Origin of the sequence: Pseudomonas promysalinigenes, from assembly GCF_014269025.2 — a bacterium.
GTDB classification, from domain to species: Bacteria; Pseudomonadota; Gammaproteobacteria; order Pseudomonadales; family Pseudomonadaceae; genus Aquipseudomonas; species Aquipseudomonas promysalinigenes.
Genome location: NZ_CP077094.1, coordinates 3,967,443 through 3,986,429, shown reverse-complemented (window position 1 = coordinate 3,986,429; position 18,987 = coordinate 3,967,443). Strand labels below are relative to the sequence as shown.

At 61.6% G+C, this 18,987-nt stretch carries 16 protein-coding genes; 10 read left to right on the top strand and 6 right to left on the bottom strand.

Annotated elements, in window-relative coordinates; all coding sequences use genetic code 11:
* Window positions 1–15: 15 nt before the first annotated feature.
* Window positions 16–696: a bifunctional 4-hydroxy-2-oxoglutarate aldolase/2-dehydro-3-deoxy-phosphogluconate aldolase gene (locus HU725_RS18100; protein ID WP_060480152.1), complete on the top strand. Its 681-nt coding sequence runs from the start codon at window positions 16–18 to the stop codon at window positions 694–696.
* A gap of 164 nt (window positions 697–860) precedes the next feature.
* On the opposite strand, the gene leuA is transcribed toward HU725_RS18100, so the two are convergent.
* The 3 genes from leuA to xseA all read right to left on the bottom strand — a co-directional run bounded on the left by leuA (window position 861) and on the right by xseA (window position 5,249).
* Window positions 861–2,534 carry a 2-isopropylmalate synthase gene (gene leuA / locus HU725_RS18095; RefSeq protein ID WP_186477734.1) on the bottom strand — a complete coding sequence of 558 codons (1,674 nt, stop codon included), beginning with the start codon at window positions 2,532–2,534 and terminating at the stop codon, window positions 861–863.
* A gap of 504 nt (window positions 2,535–3,038) precedes the next feature.
* Window positions 3,039–3,866, bottom strand: a complete 828-nt coding sequence (locus HU725_RS18090) for a M23 family metallopeptidase (protein ID WP_060479356.1) — start codon at window positions 3,864–3,866, stop codon at window positions 3,039–3,041.
* 3 nt (window positions 3,867–3,869) lie between these two features.
* On the bottom strand, window positions 3,870–5,249 hold the full coding sequence (gene xseA / locus HU725_RS18085; protein ID WP_186477735.1) for an exodeoxyribonuclease VII large subunit: 1,380 nt from the start codon (window positions 5,247–5,249) through the stop codon (window positions 3,870–3,872).
* A 147-nt stretch (window positions 5,250–5,396) separates the two neighbouring features.
* Between xseA and HU725_RS18080 the strand changes: the two genes are divergently transcribed.
* From HU725_RS18080 to guaA, 4 genes are all read left to right on the top strand, one after another.
* The gene (locus tag HU725_RS18080; protein WP_060479354.1) at window positions 5,397–6,152 is read left to right on the top strand and encodes a sulfite exporter TauE/SafE family protein; all 756 of its coding nucleotides are present in this window, start codon (window positions 5,397–5,399) and stop codon (window positions 6,150–6,152) included.
* 47 nt (window positions 6,153–6,199) lie between these two features.
* Window positions 6,200–6,757 (top strand): hypothetical protein, encoded by a 558-nt coding sequence (locus HU725_RS18075; protein ID WP_060479353.1) that lies wholly within the window; start codon window positions 6,200–6,202, stop codon window positions 6,755–6,757.
* 86 nt (window positions 6,758–6,843) lie between these two features.
* On the top strand, window positions 6,844–8,313 hold the full coding sequence (gene guaB, locus HU725_RS18070; RefSeq protein WP_060479352.1) for an IMP dehydrogenase: 1,470 nt from the start codon (window positions 6,844–6,846) through the stop codon (window positions 8,311–8,313).
* 79 nt (window positions 8,314–8,392) lie between these two features.
* Window positions 8,393–9,970 carry a glutamine-hydrolyzing GMP synthase gene (gene guaA, locus HU725_RS18065; RefSeq protein WP_186477736.1) on the top strand — a complete coding sequence of 526 codons (1,578 nt, stop codon included), beginning with the start codon at window positions 8,393–8,395 and terminating at the stop codon, window positions 9,968–9,970.
* Window positions 9,971–10,198: 228 nt separating this feature from the next.
* Here the strand turns inward: guaA and HU725_RS18060 are convergent, their stop codons facing one another.
* Entirely contained in the window at window positions 10,199–11,458 is a 1,260-nt protein-coding gene (locus HU725_RS18060; protein WP_186477737.1) for a DUF2254 domain-containing protein, read from the bottom strand.
* Window positions 11,459–11,555: 97 nt separating this feature from the next.
* A complete protein-coding gene (locus HU725_RS18055) occupies window positions 11,556–12,500 on the bottom strand; it encodes a helix-turn-helix transcriptional regulator (RefSeq protein ID WP_186477738.1) in 945 nt (314 codons plus the stop codon).
* 174 nt (window positions 12,501–12,674) lie between these two features.
* Here HU725_RS18055 and HU725_RS18050 point away from each other — a divergent pair, with 174 nt between their 5' ends.
* The 5 genes from HU725_RS18050 to tadA all read left to right on the top strand — a co-directional run bounded on the left by HU725_RS18050 (window position 12,675) and on the right by tadA (window position 17,287).
* Complete coding sequence (locus tag HU725_RS18050) at window positions 12,675–13,109, top strand: hypothetical protein (protein ID WP_060479347.1); 435 nt, start codon at window positions 12,675–12,677, stop codon at window positions 13,107–13,109.
* A gap of 19 nt (window positions 13,110–13,128) precedes the next feature.
* On the top strand, window positions 13,129–13,788 hold the full coding sequence (locus HU725_RS18045) for a hypothetical protein (protein ID WP_186477739.1): 660 nt from the start codon (window positions 13,129–13,131) through the stop codon (window positions 13,786–13,788).
* A 99-nt stretch (window positions 13,789–13,887) separates the two neighbouring features.
* Complete coding sequence (locus HU725_RS18040) at window positions 13,888–15,336, top strand: M48 family metallopeptidase (protein ID WP_186477740.1); 1,449 nt, start codon at window positions 13,888–13,890, stop codon at window positions 15,334–15,336.
* A gap of 89 nt (window positions 15,337–15,425) precedes the next feature.
* Window positions 15,426–16,808: a multicopper oxidase family protein gene (locus HU725_RS18035; protein ID WP_186477741.1), complete on the top strand. Its 1,383-nt coding sequence runs from the start codon at window positions 15,426–15,428 to the stop codon at window positions 16,806–16,808.
* A complete protein-coding gene (gene tadA / locus HU725_RS18030; protein WP_060479343.1) occupies window positions 16,808–17,287 on the top strand; it encodes a tRNA adenosine(34) deaminase TadA in 480 nt (159 codons plus the stop codon). The genes HU725_RS18035 and tadA overlap by 1 nt, the downstream gene beginning before the upstream one ends.
* Window positions 17,288–17,396: 109 nt before the next feature.
* Here tadA and mltF read toward each other — a convergent pair whose 3' ends face one another.
* A complete protein-coding gene (mltF, locus tag HU725_RS18025) occupies window positions 17,397–18,854 on the bottom strand; it encodes a membrane-bound lytic murein transglycosylase MltF (RefSeq protein ID WP_060479342.1) in 1,458 nt (485 codons plus the stop codon).
* Window positions 18,855–18,987 lie beyond the last annotated feature (133 nt).

Here is an 18,987-nt window from a genome sequence, read left to right as displayed (position 1 = left end):
CAAGGATCCACTGTCATGACCACCCTTGAACGCCCACAGCCAAAGCTTTCGATGGCAGATAAAGCCGCCAGGATCGATGCCATCTGCGAGCAGGCGCGTATCCTGCCGGTAATCACCATCGCCCGGGAGCAAGACATTCTGCCGCTGGCCGATGCCCTGGCTGCTGGTGGTATCCGCACCCTGGAGGTGACCTTGCGCTCCCAGCATGGCCTGAAGGCCATCCAGGTGCTGCGCGAGCAACGCCCGGAACTGTGCATCGGTGCCGGCACCGTGCTCGATCGCAGTATGTTCGCTGCTGTAGAGGCTGCGGGTGCGCAATTCGTCGTTACCCCAGGCATCACCCAGGACATCCTTGAAGCGGGCGTGGACAGCGAAATTCCGCTGTTGCCAGGCATCAGCACGCCATCGGAAATCATGATGGGCTACGCCCTGGGTTATCGCCGCTTCAAGCTGTTCCCAGCGGAAATCAGCGGCGGGGTGGCCGCGATCAAGGCCTTCGCCGGCCCATTCGGCGATATACGCTTCTGCCCAACCGGCGGCGTTAACCCAGCCAACGTGCGCAATTACATGGCGTTGCCCAATGTGATGTGCGTGGGCGGCACCTGGATGCTCGATAGCAGCTGGATCAAGAATGGTGACTGGGCACGGATCCAGGCCTGCAGCGCCGAGGCGATTGGGTTGCTGGACGCCAACTGAATTTGATTTGTTGTGTGCTTTACGGCTTATGGGGCGCTTGGTCGGCGCCTCTTTTTTTTTGCCAGCAGATTCTTCAGCGCCTGTGAAATCGAGCGCCGCCCCATTAACGTCGGACAAAAAAAACCCGCATCCAGGATGCGGGCTCTTGAGTGCCGCCCTTGAGCTTAAGCTGCCTTGGCGTCCTGCTGGCTCAATGAGCGGTTCAGTGCGCTGAACAGAGCCTTGAAGCTGGCGGTGGTGATGTTTTCGTCGATGCCTACACCATGCACTGGACGGCCGCCGGCCACACGCAGTTCGATGTATGCCGCCGCCTTGGCATTGGTGCCGGCGCCGATGGCATGTTCGTTGTAGTCCATGATCTCCACCGACACCGGCAGGCCGGCAACCAAGGCCTCCAGGGCGCCGTTACCCTTGCCGCGCCAGTGCAGGGTGGTTTCGCCTTCACCGGCAACTTCCACTTCCACGGCGCTGTGGCCGTTTTCTTCCTGCAGACGATGGCTGACCAGGGCATACGGCGCGTTGGCCTGCAGGTACTCCTTGTGCAGCAAACTGTAGATTTGCTGAGCGGTCATTTCCAAGCCCAGGCGGTCGGTTTCACCTTGCACGACCTGGCTGAACTCGATCTGCATGCGGCGCGGCAGGCTGATACCGTATTCCTGCTCGAGCAGGTAAGTGATGCCGCCTTTACCCGACTGGCTGTTGACGCGGATCACCGCTTCGTAGCTGCGGCCGATGTCGGCTGGGTCGATTGGCAGGTATGGCACTTCCCACAGCTCACCGTCCTGCTGTTTGGCGAAGCCTTTGCGGATGGCATCCTGGTGCGAGCCGGAGAACGCCGTATGAACAAGGTCGCCCACATAGGGGTGGCGTGGGTGCACCGGCAGCTGGTTGCATTCTTCGACCACCTTGCGCACACCGTCGATGTCGGAGAAGTCCAACAGTGGGTCGATGCCCTGGGTATAGAGGTTGAGCGCCAGGGTCACCAGGTCGACGTTACCTGTGCGCTCGCCGTTGCCGAACAGGCAGCCTTCGGCACGGTCGGCGCCAGCCATCAGGCCCAGTTCGGTGGCCGCGATGCCGGTGCCACGGTCGTTGTGGCAGTGCAGGCTGATGATCACGCTGTCGCGACGGCTGATGTTGCGGCAGAACCATTCGATCTGGTCGGCGTAGATGTTCGGCGTGGACACTTCCACGGTCGCTGGCAGGTTGAGAATAACCTTGTGCTCAGGCGTCGGGTTCCACACTTCGATGACTGCATCGCAGACTTCCTTGGCGAACTCGAGCTCGGTGGCGCTGAAGGTTTCTGGCGAGTACTGGAAGGTCCACTGGGTTTCCGGCTGCTGGGCGGCATATTTGACGAACAGTTTCGCCGCATTCACCGCGATATCCTTCACGCCTTGCTTGTCCTGGTTGAAGACGATGCGGCGGAACGACGGGCTGGTGGCGTTGTACAGGTGGACGATGGCCTTCTTGGCCCCACGCAGCGACTCGAAGGTACGGGCGATCAAGTCCTCACGGGCTTGGGTGAGCACCTGGATGGTAGTGTCGTCCGGGATATGGCCGTCTTCGATGAGTGTGCGCACGAAGTCGAAATCGGTCTGCGAAGCGGACGGGAACGATGCCTCGATTTCTTTGACCCCGACCTGCACCAAAGTCTTCCAGAAACGCAGCTTTTTCTCAGAATCCATCGGCTCGATCAGCGACTGATTGCCATCACGCAGGTCGGAACTGCACCAGATGGGCGCTGCGGTAATGGTTTTCGACGGCCAGGTACGGTCAGGCAGGTCGATGGTTGGGAAGGCGCGGTATTTCTTCGAAGGGTCTTTGAGCATGGTCATGGAAGCAATCCTTTTGTGTGCGGCCGAAATCGGGCCTGCCGAGCGATAACGAGATGAAGAGGCGAGGCGACGCGATTCAGCCTGGTAGTCGAGCGCTGACCAGGCAGAGGCTGCGATGTTGTCGGAGCAAGATGAGGGTGCTGAAGGTTTTCATGCCCTCAACCCTAACCAGTGGGCTGGGGGTTGGCAAGCGTTCGAAAAAAATTGAGATAAATGCTTAAAAAAAGCTTGGATGCAGGATTTTATAGCTGACTTTTCGGGTTTGTTTACCGCTGATTGCTCAGTATTTTTCGATGGCGCAACATGGTTGAACTCGCGCTACCCGTGCTAGCACCATGGCGTTTGCACCCGCTTCAACGGGCGTCGCGATCGATTGGGATACAACTGACTTTCATCTGCGCCAGCTTGTTCGCGGCAGAAACCGCTCCCACAGGTTGGCGCACATCTTAAGGCATTCGAATACTTGCTGGGAGCGGGTTCACCCGCTCAGCCGGCGCTACGATCTCAGGGCTGAAACGCTCCGATGAAGATCGCCGGATCGACCCGTGCATCGTTAAGGCTGACGTTCCAGTGCATGTGCGGCCCGGTCGCGCGCCCTGTGGAGCCTACCCGCCCGACCACCTCGCCGCGGCGCAGCTGCTGGCCGACCTGCACATCGATCTTCGACATGTGGCAGAACATGCTGATGAAGCCCTGGCCATGGTCGACGAACACCGTGCGGCCATTGAAGAAGTAATCACCGACCAGAATGACCTTGCCGTTTGCTGGCGTTTTGATCGGCGTGCCGGCGGGCACCGCGAAGTCCAACCCGGCGTGGGGATTGCGTTCTTCGCCATTGAAAAAGCGGCGTACGCCGAACTTGCTCGACAGCGGCCCGCTGACCGGTTTGTCGAGAATCAGATTGCTCGGCAACACCGGGCTGAAGCTACGATATGCCTTGATCTGTTCAGCCAATTCACGATCGATGCGCTTGAGGTCTTCGGGGTTGGGGTTGACCTGGCGGGTGTTCTTCAAAGTGATGTGCTGCTCGGGGTACTTTTTGCTGCCAACCTTGAAGGCCAGACTGCGCCCGCCTTGGGTCAGCGTAGCGGTGCCTGGCTTCTGCGTCAGTGGGATGCCGACGATGGCCAGCCAGTCGTCCTGCTCCTTGACCACCAGCACCGGCTTGCCGTCGAAACGCGCGCTAGGCGCGACTGCCGCTGGGCCAAGGTTTACCACCGCCACGCCACCGGGCACCGGTTTGTTCAGCGTGCGGGTGATGTAGCTGGCCTGAGCGCCTGCAGCCAGTAGCAGCAGAGAAAGGGCAAGCAGGGGGGCAAACAGGCGCGGCATGTGTCAGTCCAGTAGTGAGAGGGTGACCGGGGTCAGGTGGTTGTCTTCGACCCGTACTTGAAGTTCGCCTTCGTTCAGGCGCGCAGTCAGGCGCTGGCCGTTGCGGGTCTGGGCGGCGCAGCGGATGGCCTGGCCATGCTCGTCGAGCAGGATGCTGTAGCCACGGGCCAGGGTCGCCAGCGGGCTGACCACCTGCAGCGTCTGCAGTTGCGCCTGAAAACGCTGGCGGCGGTCCTTGAGGACATCACGCATGGCCCGTGGCAGGCGCTCGGCGAGGCTGTCCAGGCGTTGGCCGAGCAGCTTCAGCGTACGCCCCGGATGCTGCGCGGCCAGGCGCGTATCGAGGCGTGCAAGGCGCTCGCGCCGCTGATTCAGGTTGAGTGTGAATGCACGGCGCAGGCGCATGTCCAAGTCGTCCAGGCGTTGTGCCTGCTGTCGCAGCCGCTCACCGGGGTGGCGCAGGCGGCGGGTCATCGACTCCAGGCGCAGGCGGTCGTGAGCCAGACGGTTGCGCATGCGCAGCAGCAGGCGCCGTTGCAGGCCGTCCAGGCGCTGCTGCAGGCCACTGTTGTCAGGGGCCAGCAGCTCGGCAGCGGCCGAGGGAGTCGGGGCACGCACGTCGGCGACGAAGTCGCTGATCGACACGTCGGTTTCGTGGCCCACGGCGCTGACGATTGGTGTCACGCAAGCGGCCACGGCGCGCGCCACGGCTTCTTCGTTGAAGCACCAGAGGTCTTCCAGCGAGCCACCCCCACGGGCCAGGATCAGCGCGTCGAAACCAAGCCTGTCGGCCTGCTGCAAGGCGCGCACGATCTGGTTGACCGCCTCGCGGCCCTGCACAGCGGTAGGGATCAGGTTCAGCTCGACCTGGGGCGCGCGGCGGCCGAACACGCTAATGATGTCGCGAATCACTGCCCCGGTGGGGGAGGTGATGATGCCGATGCGTTGCGGGTGGGCCGGCAGCGGCTTCTTGCGCTCGGTGCTGAACAGTCCTTCGGCGCTGAGTTTTTCCTTGAGTGCTTCGAAGGCCAGGCGCAGGGCGCCATCACCGGCCGGCTCGACGGTATCGAGGATCAGTTGGTAGTCGCCACGCCCCTCGAACAGTGAGACCTTGCCGCGCACCCGCACCGCCAGGCCATCGCGCAGTGCCTGGCGTACACGGGTAGCGTTCTGCCGGAACAGCGCGCAGCGTACCTGGGCACCGCTGTCCTTGAGGGTGAAGTAGAGATGGCCGGAAGCCGGGCGGGCGAGGTTGGATATCTCGCCTTCCACCCAGACGCTGCGGAACACGTCTTCCAGCAGCACCCGGGCGCGGCCGTTGAGTTGGCTGACGGTAAGGACTTCGCGGTCCAGACCGAGTCGTTCGAAAGGGTCTCTGATCATGGGGGCATGATAAAGGCGTGGTGGAGGGCATGTCTCGGGTTTTCTGCCGGCGCTGTACTTGTGGGCGCCAGTGACTCAAGCGCATCCCCTTGGCCATTACAGTGATATCTTCGCGAGCGACACCCAAGGACTTCAGGACCCAGCAAGATGCTCGCCCAACTCTCCCTGAACTCAGCCGACTGGCTTCCCATTCTGCTTGCCATCGCCGCCGCCTACATCGTCTTTGGCATTGCCGGCTTCGGCACCGCCCTGGTGGCCGGCCCGGTATTGATCCACTTCATGCCTTTATCGCGGATCATCCCGCTTCTGGTGCTGCTGGATTTCGTCGCCGCCTTTGGCAACCTGCTGCCGTCACGCCGCGATGTGGCGCGCGCAGAACTGCTGCGTCTGTTGCCGTGCATGGCCCTGGGCTGCACCCTGGGCGTGGTGTTTCTGTTGCATCTCAAATCCGACCTGCTGTTGCTGCTGATGGGGCTGTTCGTCACGGCCTACGCAATCTATGGTTTGGCGGTGAAGGTCCGCCCGGCGCAGTTGTCGGGCTTGTGGGCAGTGCCAATGGGAACGGTTGGCGGGCTGTTTGGCGCCTTGTTCGGCAGTGGCGGCTTCTTATACGCGATTTACCTGAGTGCACGTTTGCAGGCCAAAGAGCAGGTGCGCGCAACCCAGAGTGCGTTGATCAGTTGCAGTACCCTGGTGCGCCTGTCGCTGTTTTTGATCGCCGGGGTGTATGCCGATACGAGCTTGTTGATGCTGGCGGCCTGCCTGTTGCCCGTGATGTTCATCGGCCTGTTCGTTGGCCGTCGATTGAGCATGAGGTTGTCTCGCGAAGCCTTCGTACGTTTGGTCACCTGGCTGGTGCTTGCCAGCGGCCTGGCGCTGATCGGTCGCTACCTGGCCGGTTGAGCGGTAGAATTGCGCCATTACCGCAGTCTTTCAGGCTTTTCCCGTTCATGAACACCCAAAGCATCATCGTCCCCAAGCTGTCCACCGTGCCGGTGCACGAGGCCCGCGCTCGCGCCATTGTGCGCTGGCTGGTGCGCGAGAAGGTCGTCGCAGAGCAACTGAGCACCTGCGGCCGTACCGGCAACCGTATGGGCCATGCCTTGGCCGAAGGGGCGCGCAAAGTGGCCCTGCACCCTGAAAAGCTGCCGTTCGGCGAGCAGGTCAATGGCCTGGAGGTGATGCTCAAGCGCTGCATCTATACCCCCACCGAAGGTTTTCTCGAAGAAGCTGGTTGCCCGCAATGCAGGCGCGAGGTGGGTGAGCCGCTGTTCGAAAGCCTGGAGGAGTGGATGCCGGGTGTCAGCGACAACTTCACGTGCCCACTGTGCGGCCATGAAGACGACATCAACGGCTTCATCTACCTGCAGCCATGTGCCTTTTCCAACCTTGGGTTCATCTTCAACAACTGGGGCGAGGCCGGGTTCACTCAGGCCTTTCTCGACAGCTTCGCCGACTGGCTCGACCAGCCGGTGGCCGTGGTGCAGGTAAAACTGCCACAAGGCTGACCGAAGGCCCTTATTTTGCATTGAGCGGCGCGCCGTGCATGAGTATAATGGCGCGCTTCCATTTTTCCCGCCCGGGAGCCCCCGCGATGCTGCGTATCAGCCAAGAAGCCCTGACCTTCGACGATATCCTCCTTGTACCTGGCTATTCCGAGGTACTGCCCAATGAAGTCAGTCTCAAGACCCGTTTGACTCGTGGCATCGAGCTGAACATTCCGCTGGTTTCCGCTGCCATGGATACCGTGACCGAAGCGCGCCTGGCCATCGCCATGGCCCAGGAAGGCGGCATCGGCATCATCCACAAGAACATGACCATCGAACAGCAGGCCGGCGAAGTACGCAAGGTCAAGAAGTTCGAGGCTGGCGTGGTCAAGGACCCGATCACCATCGACGCCGACGCAACCGTGCGCGACCTGTTCGACCTGACCCGCCTGAACAACATCTCCGGTGTTCCGGTACTGGAGAACGGCGACCTGGTCGGTATCGTCACCTCCCGCGACGTGCGCTTCGAAACCCGTCTGGATGCCAAGGTCCGCGACGTGATGACGCCCAAAGAGCGTCTGGTCACCGTGCGTGAAGGCGCCGACAAGAACGAAGTCCGCGAGCTGCTGCACAAACACCGCCTGGAAAAAGTCCTGATCGTTGACGACAAGTTCAACCTCAAGGGCATGATGACCGTCAAGGACATCGAAAAGGCCAAGGCTTACCCGTTGGCCAGCAAGGACGACCAAGGCCGCCTGCGCGTCGGCGCTGCGGTCGGCACTGGCAAGGACACAGGCGAGCGCGTTGCTGCCCTGGTGGCTGCGGGTGTTGACGTCGTGGTCGTCGACACCGCCCACGGTCACTCCAAAGGTGTGATCGACCGCGTTCGCTGGGTTAAAGAAACCTATCCGCAAGTGCAGGTGATCGGCGGCAACATCGCCACTGGCGCTGCGGCCAAGGCCCTGGCCGAAGCCGGCGCTGACGCCGTCAAGGTCGGTATCGGCCCAGGCTCGATCTGCACCACCCGTATCGTTGCCGGTGTCGGCGTGCCGCAGATCAGCGCCATCGCCAATGTCGCCGCAGCACTGGAAGGCACTGGCGTGCCACTGATCGCCGACGGCGGTATCCGCTTCTCCGGTGACCTGTCCAAGGCCATCGTCGCAGGTGCTTCTTGCGTAATGATGGGTTCGATGTTCGCCGGTACCGAAGAAGCGCCGGGTGAAGTCGAGCTGTTCCAGGGCCGTTCCTACAAGGCTTACCGCGGCATGGGCTCGCTGGGTGCCATGGCACAGGCGCAAGGCTCCTCCGACCGTTACTTCCAGGACTCTTCGGCTGGTGCCGAGAAGCTGGTACCGGAAGGCATCGAAGGCCGCGTTCCTTACAAAGGTGCCCTGGCAGCGATCATTCACCAGCTGATGGGCGGCTTGCGTTCGTCCATGGGCTACACCGGTAGCGCGACCATCGAAGAGATGCGCACCAAGCCGGAATTCGTGCGCATCACCGGTGCCGGCATGGCCGAGTCCCACGTGCATGACGTGCAGATCACTAAAGAAGCCCCTAACTACCGCGTAGGTTGAGGCTTCCAGCTACAACATGAAAGCGGGGCTGTCACGACAGCCCCGCGTCGTTTCCGATTTCCACTGACGAGATTGAGTCATGGCCCTCGACATTCACGCTCACCGTATCCTGATTCTCGATTTCGGTTCCCAGTACACCCAGCTGATCGCCCGCCGCGTGCGCGAAATCGGCGTGTACTGCGAGCTGCACCCGTTCGACATGGACGATGAAGCGATCCGCGAATTCAACCCGCGTGGCATCATCCTCGCCGGCGGCCCCGAGTCGGTTCACGAAGCCAACAGCCCCCGTGCCCCGCAGGCCGTGTTCGACCTGAACGTACCAGTGCTGGGCATTTGCTACGGCATGCAGACCATGGCCGAGCAGATGGGCGGCAAAGTCGAGGGTTCGGAGCTGCGCGAGTTCGGTTATGCCCGCGTCGACGTGGTTGGCAAGAGCCGCCTGCTCGATGGCATCGAAGACCATGTGGACGACGATGGCGTTCTGGGCCTGGACGTGTGGATGAGCCACGGCGACAAGGTCACCCAGATGCCAACCGGCTTCAACGTGCTGGCCAGCACCCCGAGCTGCCCAATCGCCGGTATGTTCGACGATGCCCGCGGCTACTATGGCGTGCAGTTCCATCCGGAGGTGACCCACACCAAGCAGGGCGGTCGTATCCTGTCCCGTTTCGTGCAAGACCTTTGCGGCTGTGAAGCCCTGTGGACCCCGTCCAACATCGTAGAAGACGCCATCGCCCAGGTGCGTGAGCAGGTCGGTTCGGCCAACGTGCTGCTGGGTCTGTCCGGCGGCGTCGACAGCTCGGTTGTTGCCGCGCTGCTGCACCGCGCCATCGGCGACCAGCTGACCTGTGTATTCGTCGACAACGGCCTGCTGCGCCTGCACGAAGGCGACCAGGTAATGGCCATGTTCAAGGAGAACATGGGCGTCAAGGTGATCCGCGCCGACGCTGAAAAGCAATTCCTCGACAACCTCGAAGGCGAAGCCGACCCGGAGAAGAAGCGCAAGATCATCGGCCGTACCTTCGTCGACGTATTCGACGCCGAAGCCAGCAAGCTCGAGAACATCCAGTTCCTTGCCCAGGGCACCATCTACCCTGACGTGATCGAGTCGGCCGGCGCCAAGAGCGGCAAAGCCCACGTGATCAAATCGCACCACAACGTCGGTGGCCTGCCGGAGGAAATGAACCTCAAGCTGGTCGAGCCGCTGCGCGAGCTGTTCAAGGACGAAGTACGCAAGATCGGCCTGGAGCTGGGCTTGCCGTACGACATGGTCTACCGCCACCCGTTCCCAGGCCCGGGTCTGGGCGTGCGTATCCTCGGTGAAGTGAAGAAGGAATACGCCGACATCCTGCGCCGCGCCGACCACATCTTCATCGAAGAGCTGCGCAAGGCCGACTGGTACCACAAGACCAGCCAGGCGTTCGTGGTATTCCAGCCGGTCAAGTCGGTTGGTGTCGTGGGTGACGGCCGTCGTTACGCCTGGGTCGTGGCCCTGCGTGCCGTTGAGACCGTGGACTTCATGACCGCGCGCTGGGCGCACCTGCCGTACGAACTGCTGGAAACCGTCAGCGGTCGTATCATCAACGAAATCGACGGCATCTCCCGTGTGACTTACGACGTGTCGAGCAAGCCGCCAGCGACTATCGAGTGGGAGTGATCCCGTTGGCGCAGCGCGGCAGCCGCTAACCTGCCGCAGATGAACCATCTGTGCGCCATGCCAGTCAGCTAAGCCAATTGGGGCTGCTTCGCAGCCCTATTCAGGTCAACCCGCTTCCACCGCGAATCTGCGAAGGGCCGTAACACGGCCGCAGTAGATAAGTAAACGACCTGGCTTGCCTGACCGGCATTGCGCCTGCGTGAGCCTTGCCAGGTTGTGCCTCCTGCCTCAACGCGTTCTTGCCACCTCGATGGCGCAGCGCAGGCGGTGCTTGTCCGATTCCAGTGCCAGCGCCTGTTCGGCGCGCTCGAAGGCCAAGGCGGCCTGTTGCAGCGCGGCGCTGCGAAAGTCTGCATCGCCCAACTGGGCCAGTGCCTGGAGGCATTTTTGCAGGCGTAATTGGATTTCGATATGGGCTGCACCATCTCGGGCGATCAGCATGAAGGCATCTTCGAATACGTCGCTCATCGCCAAAGCAGCTACCTGAACCCTGGGGTAGTCGATGTGTTCCTTCGCGGCAGGTTCGGCGAACAGGCTCAACAGCCGTGTCAGGCGGCCGATGACGTCGATGGCAGTACCGTGATCGTTGAAGGCCTGCGACAGAGCCCGGCAGCCGATTTCGCTCATGACCATCAGGCCGAAACGAGGGTCCTGATCGTAGCTGCGTTCATCGCCAACCGTGAAGCCATCTCTGACGGCTTCAATCAGCGCTTGGTCGTTTGCCCGGCCAGGCGTGGCGCTGAACCAGGCCAGTGGGGTGCTGCTATGCACGAAGCTGCCTGGGATCGCCACCACGTGCACGAAACCCTCATACTCCTCAGCGCACAGCGACAATGCTTGCATGTCGATGAACTGCACATAGCCAACCGTGTTGGCCAGGATCGGCAGTGCGTCCACTGGCAGCGAATCGCCTATCAAGGGCAAGCCCCCCAGGCAGGGGCGCTCGCGCCTTGCGGTGATGGCCTGGTGCGTGGTTTGCTCGACTTTGCGCGTGGTTTCACCGACTTGGCCCAGCCGGGTTAGATGGTCGATCCAGCGTGACAGCGAAACGACGATCAGTGCGATCATCGCCACCGTTACCAGAAACAGCACGAAACGCCCACGATCGCCGTAGGCACCGGTTTTCAAGACCACGATTCCCACCATGCTGAACAGGAACGAGCCAATGAACGTCGACAGCACGTTCTGCGTCAGGGTGTCCTCCATCAGCAGGCGGGTCGCACGAGGCGTGACGTTGCTGGCAGCCGAGCCGTAGGCTGAGGTCATGACACTGAGCGAGAATGTGGTCACCGCCAGCATGCTCGAGGCGATGATGGTGAGGATGTCATACACCGCATCAGCGCCCATCTCGGTTGCCGGGTGCCAGGGAATGAAGCGCTCAGCCAACGCTGCCAAGAGTGCGGCAGCAACGCCCAACATACCGATCAAGGTCGCGCGGACCCACAGGCGTCGCGTGAGTTGAGCCAATATCCATCGCCAGCGTGACATGCATGAGTCCTTATCGTGTTGTGATGCCGCTGGCGCGTTGCGCGTGCCAAGTGACGTTCATCGTGGCACCTTCTGCCCCGAGCGGTGGGTGCATAACCTATTCGCTGCTTGGCGGGTGGCCGAAATGAGCTTTGTAGGCATGGCAGAAGTTCGCGGGGTTGGCATAGCCGACCTGGTAGGCAACCTGCGACACCTGCCAGCGCCGCTCCAGCAAAAGCCTGCGGGCCAACTCCAGGCGTTGCTCGCGCACGTACTGCAGAATAGGCCGGCCAAAGGCTTTGCGAAAAGCCCGGCGCAAGGTGGTTTCGCCCACGCCCAGCTGACGCGCGAGGCTGGCCGCGGTGGGCGGGGCGCTGAGCTGGGCATCGAGCAGGCGGCGGGCTTCGATGGCCAGGTCACGTAGCCCGCGATCCGGCGTGTGGCTGGATTGCGCAGGGCCGATAAGGTGCCTAGCCAGTTCCAGGACGATGGCCAAGCTGAGGCTTTCGCAATGCAGGCGCCTGAGCCCGCCGGTGTAGGGCGACAAATACAGTTGCTGCAGCAAGCGACTCACTGCCGGGCACTGCGATAACTGGTCAAAGCGCATGCCATCTGCCGTCAACGCCAGCAAGGGCATCAGCTGTGCTTCATCCTCCACCAGCTCTTGCAGGTAGTGGCCGGCGATTCGAACGCCAGCCATGCGTGCATGGCTGTCGGCAGGCAACTGGTCCTGCGCCTCCAGGCTTTCGCCGAGGCCTAGCAGGTGCAACTGGCCGGGTGTATAGCGGTTCAATTTGCCGTCGACGGTGTGCTGCCAGGTCCCGTCGAACAGTTGCACGATGCACAGGCTCTGGGGAAGCACCTTGTCGATTTTAAGGGGCTCCGGAAACTGCAGGTTGCAATCGAAGTATTGCAACCCGGCATGCACTGTCTGAGCACGATAGTGGCCGGTCGCGCTACCCATTATTCGGGCCTTGCGGCTGTCCAGCACGCCAGCTTTGGCGAGTACCCCCGGCCTGTCGAAGGAAAAATCAGTGTCCAAGTAGGGGCTGGTCGATGGCATGACGCGAATCATCCTTGGGTGGCGGCGGCGTGTGCAGAAATGGTAACCCCCGCACATTTTTGGCAACAACCATTGTGCTTGACGGCCCATTTGTTGTGCGGCCCAGCCACTGGGGTTGGCAGCCCCGGCGCAGCTGTTTTCAATGGCCGATCGTTTGGCATCAGGATGGTAAAAATGTTCGCTTATCGCAAATGGGCTTTCTTGCTGGTTGCCTCGCTCCTGCTTTGCCTGGGCCAGGCCCAGGCAGAGCAGCGGCCAGAGGTGGCCGAACAGGTGGTTGCCTATATGGGCACGGAGGGCGTCAAAGTGTGGACGCTACGTATCGGCGAGCGTGCTGCCAATCAAGCACTGGTTCAGGTCGAGGGCGTCGATCACGACTGGAACATGCGCATACAGAAGATGCAGGTAGAAAAGACGGCCAAGGACACCCGCTACTTCACCACCGTGGATGGCAATAAGTTCGTGGTGTTGATCGTTCAGGGTGGCTGGGGCGGTGAGTTGTACTTGCCTGGCGAGCCGCAACCGTTCCAGGTTGGCTACTCCGAAGGGCTGTCGCGTCAAGGCAATGCGCAGGCATTTCTGACCGATTACCTGGCCAAGCAGCAGTGACGTGTGAGGGCGATTGAACATGGCTGAACCTAACGACCCGCTGTCCGAGCTTTCCGGCTCGCTCGGCGAAGCCTACGATCAAACCCGTGCTGCCGAGCGGGAACGAGTGATTGCCGAACTCAAAAAGGTGATCGAACGCGTGCCTGAGCAAAGCGAGTTCACCAATTCCCGGCGCTATAAAATCTGGGGGCCGATTCTTCTGGTAGGCGCGCTTATCCTGCTGGCTGTCACGTTCAACTCGCAGCGCATGGGTGCAGTTATATTTGTGCTGTTTATCGTTTGCATGGCCGCTGCCCTGACCTGGCAGCACCGCAATGCAGGCACCCAGGTGTTCATGCGTCTGACCCGGCGGGAATTGTACGTCGACACCCTGGACGCCCCGGTCGATATGGCCGAGGTCGAGGATATCGCGGTCAAGGATGAAGGCCTGGTCATGGTGCAGACCCTCGAACTGAGCAGCGAAGCTGCGCTGCCCAAGCACCGTGTGGCCAAACTGCAGTTCTTCGGCAACCAGGCGATGGCGTTGAAAAAGCCGCGGCCGCAGATTCGTATCATGTCCGCAGGCCTTGCCTGCAATGGCCGCAAGCTGGGCTACGAGGAGGTGCTGGCGATGCTGGCGGCGTATTGCGATGCGGCCCACGCCCAGCGCCAACTGGAGCTGCTCCAGGCCGATGGCTGACACCGAGCACCTAACGCATCAAGCGCCGTTGCCACTACAGGCCGACCGCCTTCGGGCGCAGCGGTTCGCGTGTGTGCTGGCCCAGGGTCCAGTGGCTAAATGAAGCGACTGGGTCGGTGCCTGGCCATGCTGCTGTTGCCAGTGGCGCTTTTGCTTTGGAGCTCCGTGCAACATTGGCGGGCTGAAACGGCTCAAGAGCAGGCACGCATCACTCGACAATGGCTGGCAGAACCTAGCGATGCCTTGCTCCAGGCATTGCCTTGGGCCGCGCGTAAACAACTTGCCGGGCGCATCGACACCCGCCAAGTGCTGGAACGGCAGCTGAGCGAGCTCGACAAGGACCGTTATTGGCTCCGCACACGCCTGTGGATGGCTAGCCTGAGCGGCTTGATGGCGTTGGGTGCTTTGATGGCGGGTGTCTGCGCCTGGCTCCGGCTCAGGGCCGACGCATGGCGCGCCTTGCGTTCGGCACAGTACTTGCGCCAACGCATGACCGCCAACTGGCGGGTGCTGGGGCGCTGGTTAAGCGCCTATATGGGCTTGCTCGCAGCCTCCCTGGCCGTTTCATTGCTCTACGAAGTCAGCGCTGGCGTAAGCAATGCCGCGCAGGGCGGCTTGGCCGTACTGATCGTGGTACTGCCCCTGGCCGCAGTGCTGATCGTTTGCCTGAGTATTTTTTGGCGTTTGAGGCAAAAATGGCCGGGCATGGGGCAGGGTAACGCCAGCTTTCTCGGCCAGGAACTTCAGCGCCAGCAGGCTGGAGCGCTCTGGCAGTGGATCGAAGAGCTGGCTGGGCGGCTGCAGGCGCCAGTGCCGGACCATATCGTGGTCGGGATCGATCAGGGCTTTTTCGTCACCAGCATGCCGATCGTACTGCAACCTGGCCAGTCGGTTCTCAACGGGCGAATCCTGTATCTGCCAGTGCCTTATCTGAGCGTGCTGAGCCAGCAAGAGGCTGCCGCGATCATTGGTCATGAGCTTGGGCATTTGCGCAGTCGCGACACAGAGCTGGCCAGCCAGACCAATGTGCGCTTGAGCATGATGTGTGCACAGTTCTCGACCATCGTCGATACCCGCCGGGCGATGCGCTGGGTCGCACAGCCTGTGGAGTGGATGGCTGGGCAATTTCTGCATCGGTTCCAGCTCGCAGTACACCACTGGGGGCGCGCCCAAGAGTTGCTGGCAGATCGCGCGGGTGCTCAGGTGCATGGCGCGCACTTGTTCGTTCAGGCGCTGCTGCGGGCGATTGCCCTGGGCCGCGTGGTCGATGCCTTGTTGCTTGAACAGGGTGGTGCAGGGCTGGCGGTGGCTTTGGATCGGCACCTGCAGCACGTTGCGCTACACCTAGACGAGGCTGTACTCGAGCTGAGCATGGCCCATCCCTTCGATACCCACCCGCCCGTCGCCGCGCGGCTCGACAACCTTAACGTGCTGCTTGACGCGCCGCTGCTGCAGGCCGCCCTGCGCCAACCCTCAGGCAGTGACCGGCAGTGGTTCAATCTGCTTTGCCAGGCGCCTGCAAACGAGGGCTGGGGAGACTTCACTTAATATTTCCCATTCGCAGGTGTATCGTATTCGCCCTTCACCGCCAGCCGTGCTGGCAGCTTGATTGCGCTGAACACGAGGTACCCGCACCGATGTCCTTCACCCGTCGACAAATGCTCAAGGGACTTACCGGCCTGGTTGTTGTAGGCCTGGGCGCCGGTGGCGCGGCGCGTTACTGGTTGGGCAAGGTCGAGGACGACAACGCCGGTCATGACTACGAGTTGATCGCAGCGCCGTTGGACGTCGAACTGGTGCCTGGTTTCAAGACCCAGGCCTGGGCCTTCGGCCCGTCGGCGCCTGGCACCGAGTTGCGGGTGCGTCAGGGTACCTGGTTGCGGGTTCGCTTCATCAACCACTTGCCGGTGGAAACCACCATTCACTGGCATGGCATCCGCCTGCCGCTGGAAATGGACGGGGTGCCTTACGTCTCACAGTTGCCGGTCAAGCCTGGCGAATATTTCGACTACAAATTCCGTGTGCCGGATGCTGGCAGCTATTGGTACCACCCTCATGTAAGCAGCTCCGAGGAGCTAGGACGCGGGCTGGTCGGCCCGCTGATCGTCGAGGAGCGTGAACCGACCGGCTTTGAGCACGAACGCACGCTTAGCCTGAAAAACTGGCATGTCGACGAGCAGGGTGGCTGGCTGCCCTTCAGCATTCCCCGAGAGGCTGCGCGCAACGGCACCGCAGGGCGGTTGATCACCATCAATGGCCAGGCCGATTCGGTCACCGAGCTGCCGGCAGGCCAGGTAGTGCGAGTCCGCCTGCTGAACCTGGACAACACCTGGACCTACCGCATCAACCTCAAGGGTAACTGCGAGGCCAAGATCTACGCCCTCGACGGCAACCCGGTGACCCCAAGGCCACTGCACGACGACTATTGGCTGGGTCCTGGCATGCGGATCTGCCTGGCCATCCGTATCCCTGACCCGGGCGAGGAGATTTCCCTGCGCGACGGCTTCGTGCGCCTGGGCACCCTGCGTTCGGTGGCCAGTAGCGAAGCGCCCGGCGACTGGCCCAAGGCTTTGCCGGCCAATCCGATTGCCGAGCCTGACCTGGAGAATGCCGAGAAACTGAACTTCAATTTCGAGTGGGCGGCCAACGTCACGGTCACACCTGACCCAGACAAACCCTCGAGCATGTGGCAAATCAACGGCCAGGCCTGGGACATCACCGACAAAACCTGTGCCGACCGGCCCATCGCTACCCTCAAGCAGGGCAAGAGCTATATCTTCGAGCTGAAGAACATGACCCAGTACCAGCATCCGATTCATCTGCATGGCATGAGCTTCAAAGTGATCGCCTCCAACCGCCACGACATCAAAGAGCCCTGGTTCACCGACACCTATTTGCTGGGCAAGAACGAGCGTGCCCAGGTGGCCCTGGTGGCGGATAACCCCGGTACCTGGATGTTCCACTGTCACGTCATCGACCACATGGAAACCGGCCTGATGGCCGCGATCGCGGTGGTGTGATGCGCCCGCAGATCATCGATCGCAGCCGCGATCAGGAATTCATGCGGCTGGCCCTGGCGTTGGCTGGCGAAGGCGCAGCCATGGGCGAAGTGCCGGTGGGAGCCGTGCTGGTGCAGCATGGCCAGGTTATCGGCCAAGGTTTCAACCGGCCGATCGCCGACAGTGACCCCAGTGCCCACGCCGAGATGGTGGCGATCCGTGCGGCTGCAAAGTCTGCGAGCAACTACCGCCTGCCGGGCAGCACCCTGTATGTAACCCTGGAGCCGTGCAGCATGTGCGCCGGGTTGATCGTGCATTCTCGAGTGATGCGTGTGGTATTTGGCGCGCTGGAACCCAAGGCAGGCATCGTGCAAAGCCAGGGGCAGTTTTTCGGGCAGGCGTTTCTCAATCACCGGGTTATGGTGGAGGGTGGGGTGCTGGCTGAAGAGTGCGGGCAGATTCTGAGTGACTTCTTCAGGGCGCGCCGAGCCAAGGTTTGAGCTGTGCCGGCATTATCGTGAGTAAACCCGCACCCTCCAGGGCTGGGCATGGTCAGGCATGCGCGCCAACCTGGGCAAGCGGCTTAGCCGCGAACAGGCCCTGACAAGGTTACATCGGCGGCGATTGATCCGCCGGCTTGTCTTTGTTGACACCAGGCACATGCAGGTTGCCCTCGGCCACCTGACCTTCGAGTTGCGGCTGGGTCACCCAGGTGAGGATGTCGTAATAGCGGCGGATGTTGGCGACGAAGTGCACCGGCTCCCCGCCACGGGCATAGCCGTACTTGGTTTGCCGGTACCACTGCTTCTGGGCCAGGCGCGGCAGCATCTTTTTCACGTCCAGCCATTTGTTCGGGTTGAGCTTTTCGCGCTTGGCCAGGGTTCTGGCGTCTTCCAGGTGGCCACTGCCGACGTTGTAGGCGGCCAGGGCGAACCAGGTACGGTCAGGCTCCTGGATGCTGTCGTCTAGCTCCTGCTTGATCTTCATGAAGTACTTGGCGCCGCCCTGGATGCTTTGCCTTGGGTCCAGGCGGTTGGATACACCCATGGCCTGAGCGGTGCGCTGAGTCAGCATCATTAGCCCGCGCACGCCGGTTTTTGAGGTGACCTCCGGTTGCCACATCGATTCCTGGTAGCCGATGGCGGCGAGCAGGCGCCAGTCGACCTGCTCGACTTTGGCGTAGCTCTTGAAATGCTTCTCGTACTTGGGCAAACGTTGCTGCAGATGCTGGGCGAACGTATAGGCGCCGACATAGCCGAGTACGTCGACATGCCCGTAGTAGCGATCTTTCAGGCGCTGCAGCGTGCCGTTCTTCTGTGCTTTGTCGAGGAAACGGTTGATTTCGTTGAGCAGGCTATTGTCGTCGCCGGCAGCTACTGCCCAGCGCTGATCACGGGTATCGCCCAGGTCGAAGGCGACCCGCACATTGGGAAAGTAGACCTGGTTCATCGCCAGCTCGTTGGAGTCGACCAAGGTCAGGTCGATCTGCCCCTCATCGACCATGCGCAGCAAGTCGACCACTTCCACCGCGTCGGATTCTTCGTACTCCAGCCCTGGGTACTGCTTTTTCAGCTCGGCCAACTGGTCGGCGTGGCTGCTCCCTTTGAGCACCATGATCTTCTTGCCGACCAGGCCTTTGGCATCGGTGGGGCGGGGGCGACCATTGCGATAGATCACCTGTGGGGTCACTTCCAGATAAGGATGCGAATACCTGACCTGGGCCTTGCGCCGGTCGCTGCTGACCAGGCCAGCTGCTGCCAATACCGGCCCGGACGGTTTGCCTAGCGCGTCGTACAGTTCATCGAGGTTGTCAGCGGTTTCGATTTGCAGCTTGACGCCTAGATCGTCGGCGAAATGCTGCACAAGTTCATATTCGAAGCCGGTTTCGCCATTGCGATCCTGGAAGTAGGTGGCCGGGCTGTTGCGCGTTATGACGCGCAGCACACCGTCCTCCTTCACGCGCTCGAGGGTGCTGGGTTTTTCAACGCAGGCACCGAGCAGCAGAAAGAGTCCGGTTGCAAGAAGCCATTTGGCGCAACGCTGGCGCAAAGCAGTGTGGGCGAACATAGGATGCAGTATACGCAAAGGACTGGCCGTGCCATATCTCGACAACGGTTAGCTTGTCTGGTAGCGGGTTATGTGGTTGGGTTATGCAATCAGAGAGACGGCGCCTATGAGATCGAGCGCCCCCGCGCGGTGC

Coding starts and splice junctions, on each gene's coding strand:
- HU725_RS18050 (WP_060479347.1), top strand. CDS start 12,675: ATGTTCGCTTATCGCAAATGGGCTTTCTTGCTGGTTGCCTCGCTCCTG.
- HU725_RS18045 (WP_186477739.1), top strand. CDS start 13,129: ATGGCTGAACCTAACGACCCGCTGTCCGAGCTTTCCGGCTCGCTCGGC.
- HU725_RS18040 (WP_186477740.1), top strand. CDS start 13,888: ATGAAGCGACTGGGTCGGTGCCTGGCCATGCTGCTGTTGCCAGTGGCG.
- HU725_RS18075 (WP_060479353.1), top strand. CDS start 6,200: ATGAACACCCAAAGCATCATCGTCCCCAAGCTGTCCACCGTGCCGGTG.
- mltF (WP_060479342.1), bottom strand. CDS start 18,854: ATGTTCGCCCACACTGCTTTGCGCCAGCGTTGCGCCAAATGGCTTCTT.
- HU725_RS18100 (WP_060480152.1), top strand. CDS start 16: ATGACCACCCTTGAACGCCCACAGCCAAAGCTTTCGATGGCAGATAAA.
- HU725_RS18090 (WP_060479356.1), bottom strand. CDS start 3,866: ATGCCGCGCCTGTTTGCCCCCCTGCTTGCCCTTTCTCTGCTGCTACTG.
- HU725_RS18080 (WP_060479354.1), top strand. CDS start 5,397: ATGCTCGCCCAACTCTCCCTGAACTCAGCCGACTGGCTTCCCATTCTG.
- HU725_RS18055 (WP_186477738.1), bottom strand. CDS start 12,500: ATGCCATCGACCAGCCCCTACTTGGACACTGATTTTTCCTTCGACAGG.
- tadA (WP_060479343.1), top strand. CDS start 16,808: ATGCGCCCGCAGATCATCGATCGCAGCCGCGATCAGGAATTCATGCGG.
- guaA (WP_186477736.1), top strand. CDS start 8,393: ATGGCCCTCGACATTCACGCTCACCGTATCCTGATTCTCGATTTCGGT.
- leuA (WP_186477734.1), bottom strand. CDS start 2,534: ATGACCATGCTCAAAGACCCTTCGAAGAAATACCGCGCCTTCCCAACC.
- HU725_RS18060 (WP_186477737.1), bottom strand. CDS start 11,458: ATGTCACGCTGGCGATGGATATTGGCTCAACTCACGCGACGCCTGTGG.
- HU725_RS18035 (WP_186477741.1), top strand. CDS start 15,426: ATGTCCTTCACCCGTCGACAAATGCTCAAGGGACTTACCGGCCTGGTT.
- xseA (WP_186477735.1), bottom strand. CDS start 5,249: ATGATCAGAGACCCTTTCGAACGACTCGGTCTGGACCGCGAAGTCCTT.
- guaB (WP_060479352.1), top strand. CDS start 6,844: ATGCTGCGTATCAGCCAAGAAGCCCTGACCTTCGACGATATCCTCCTT.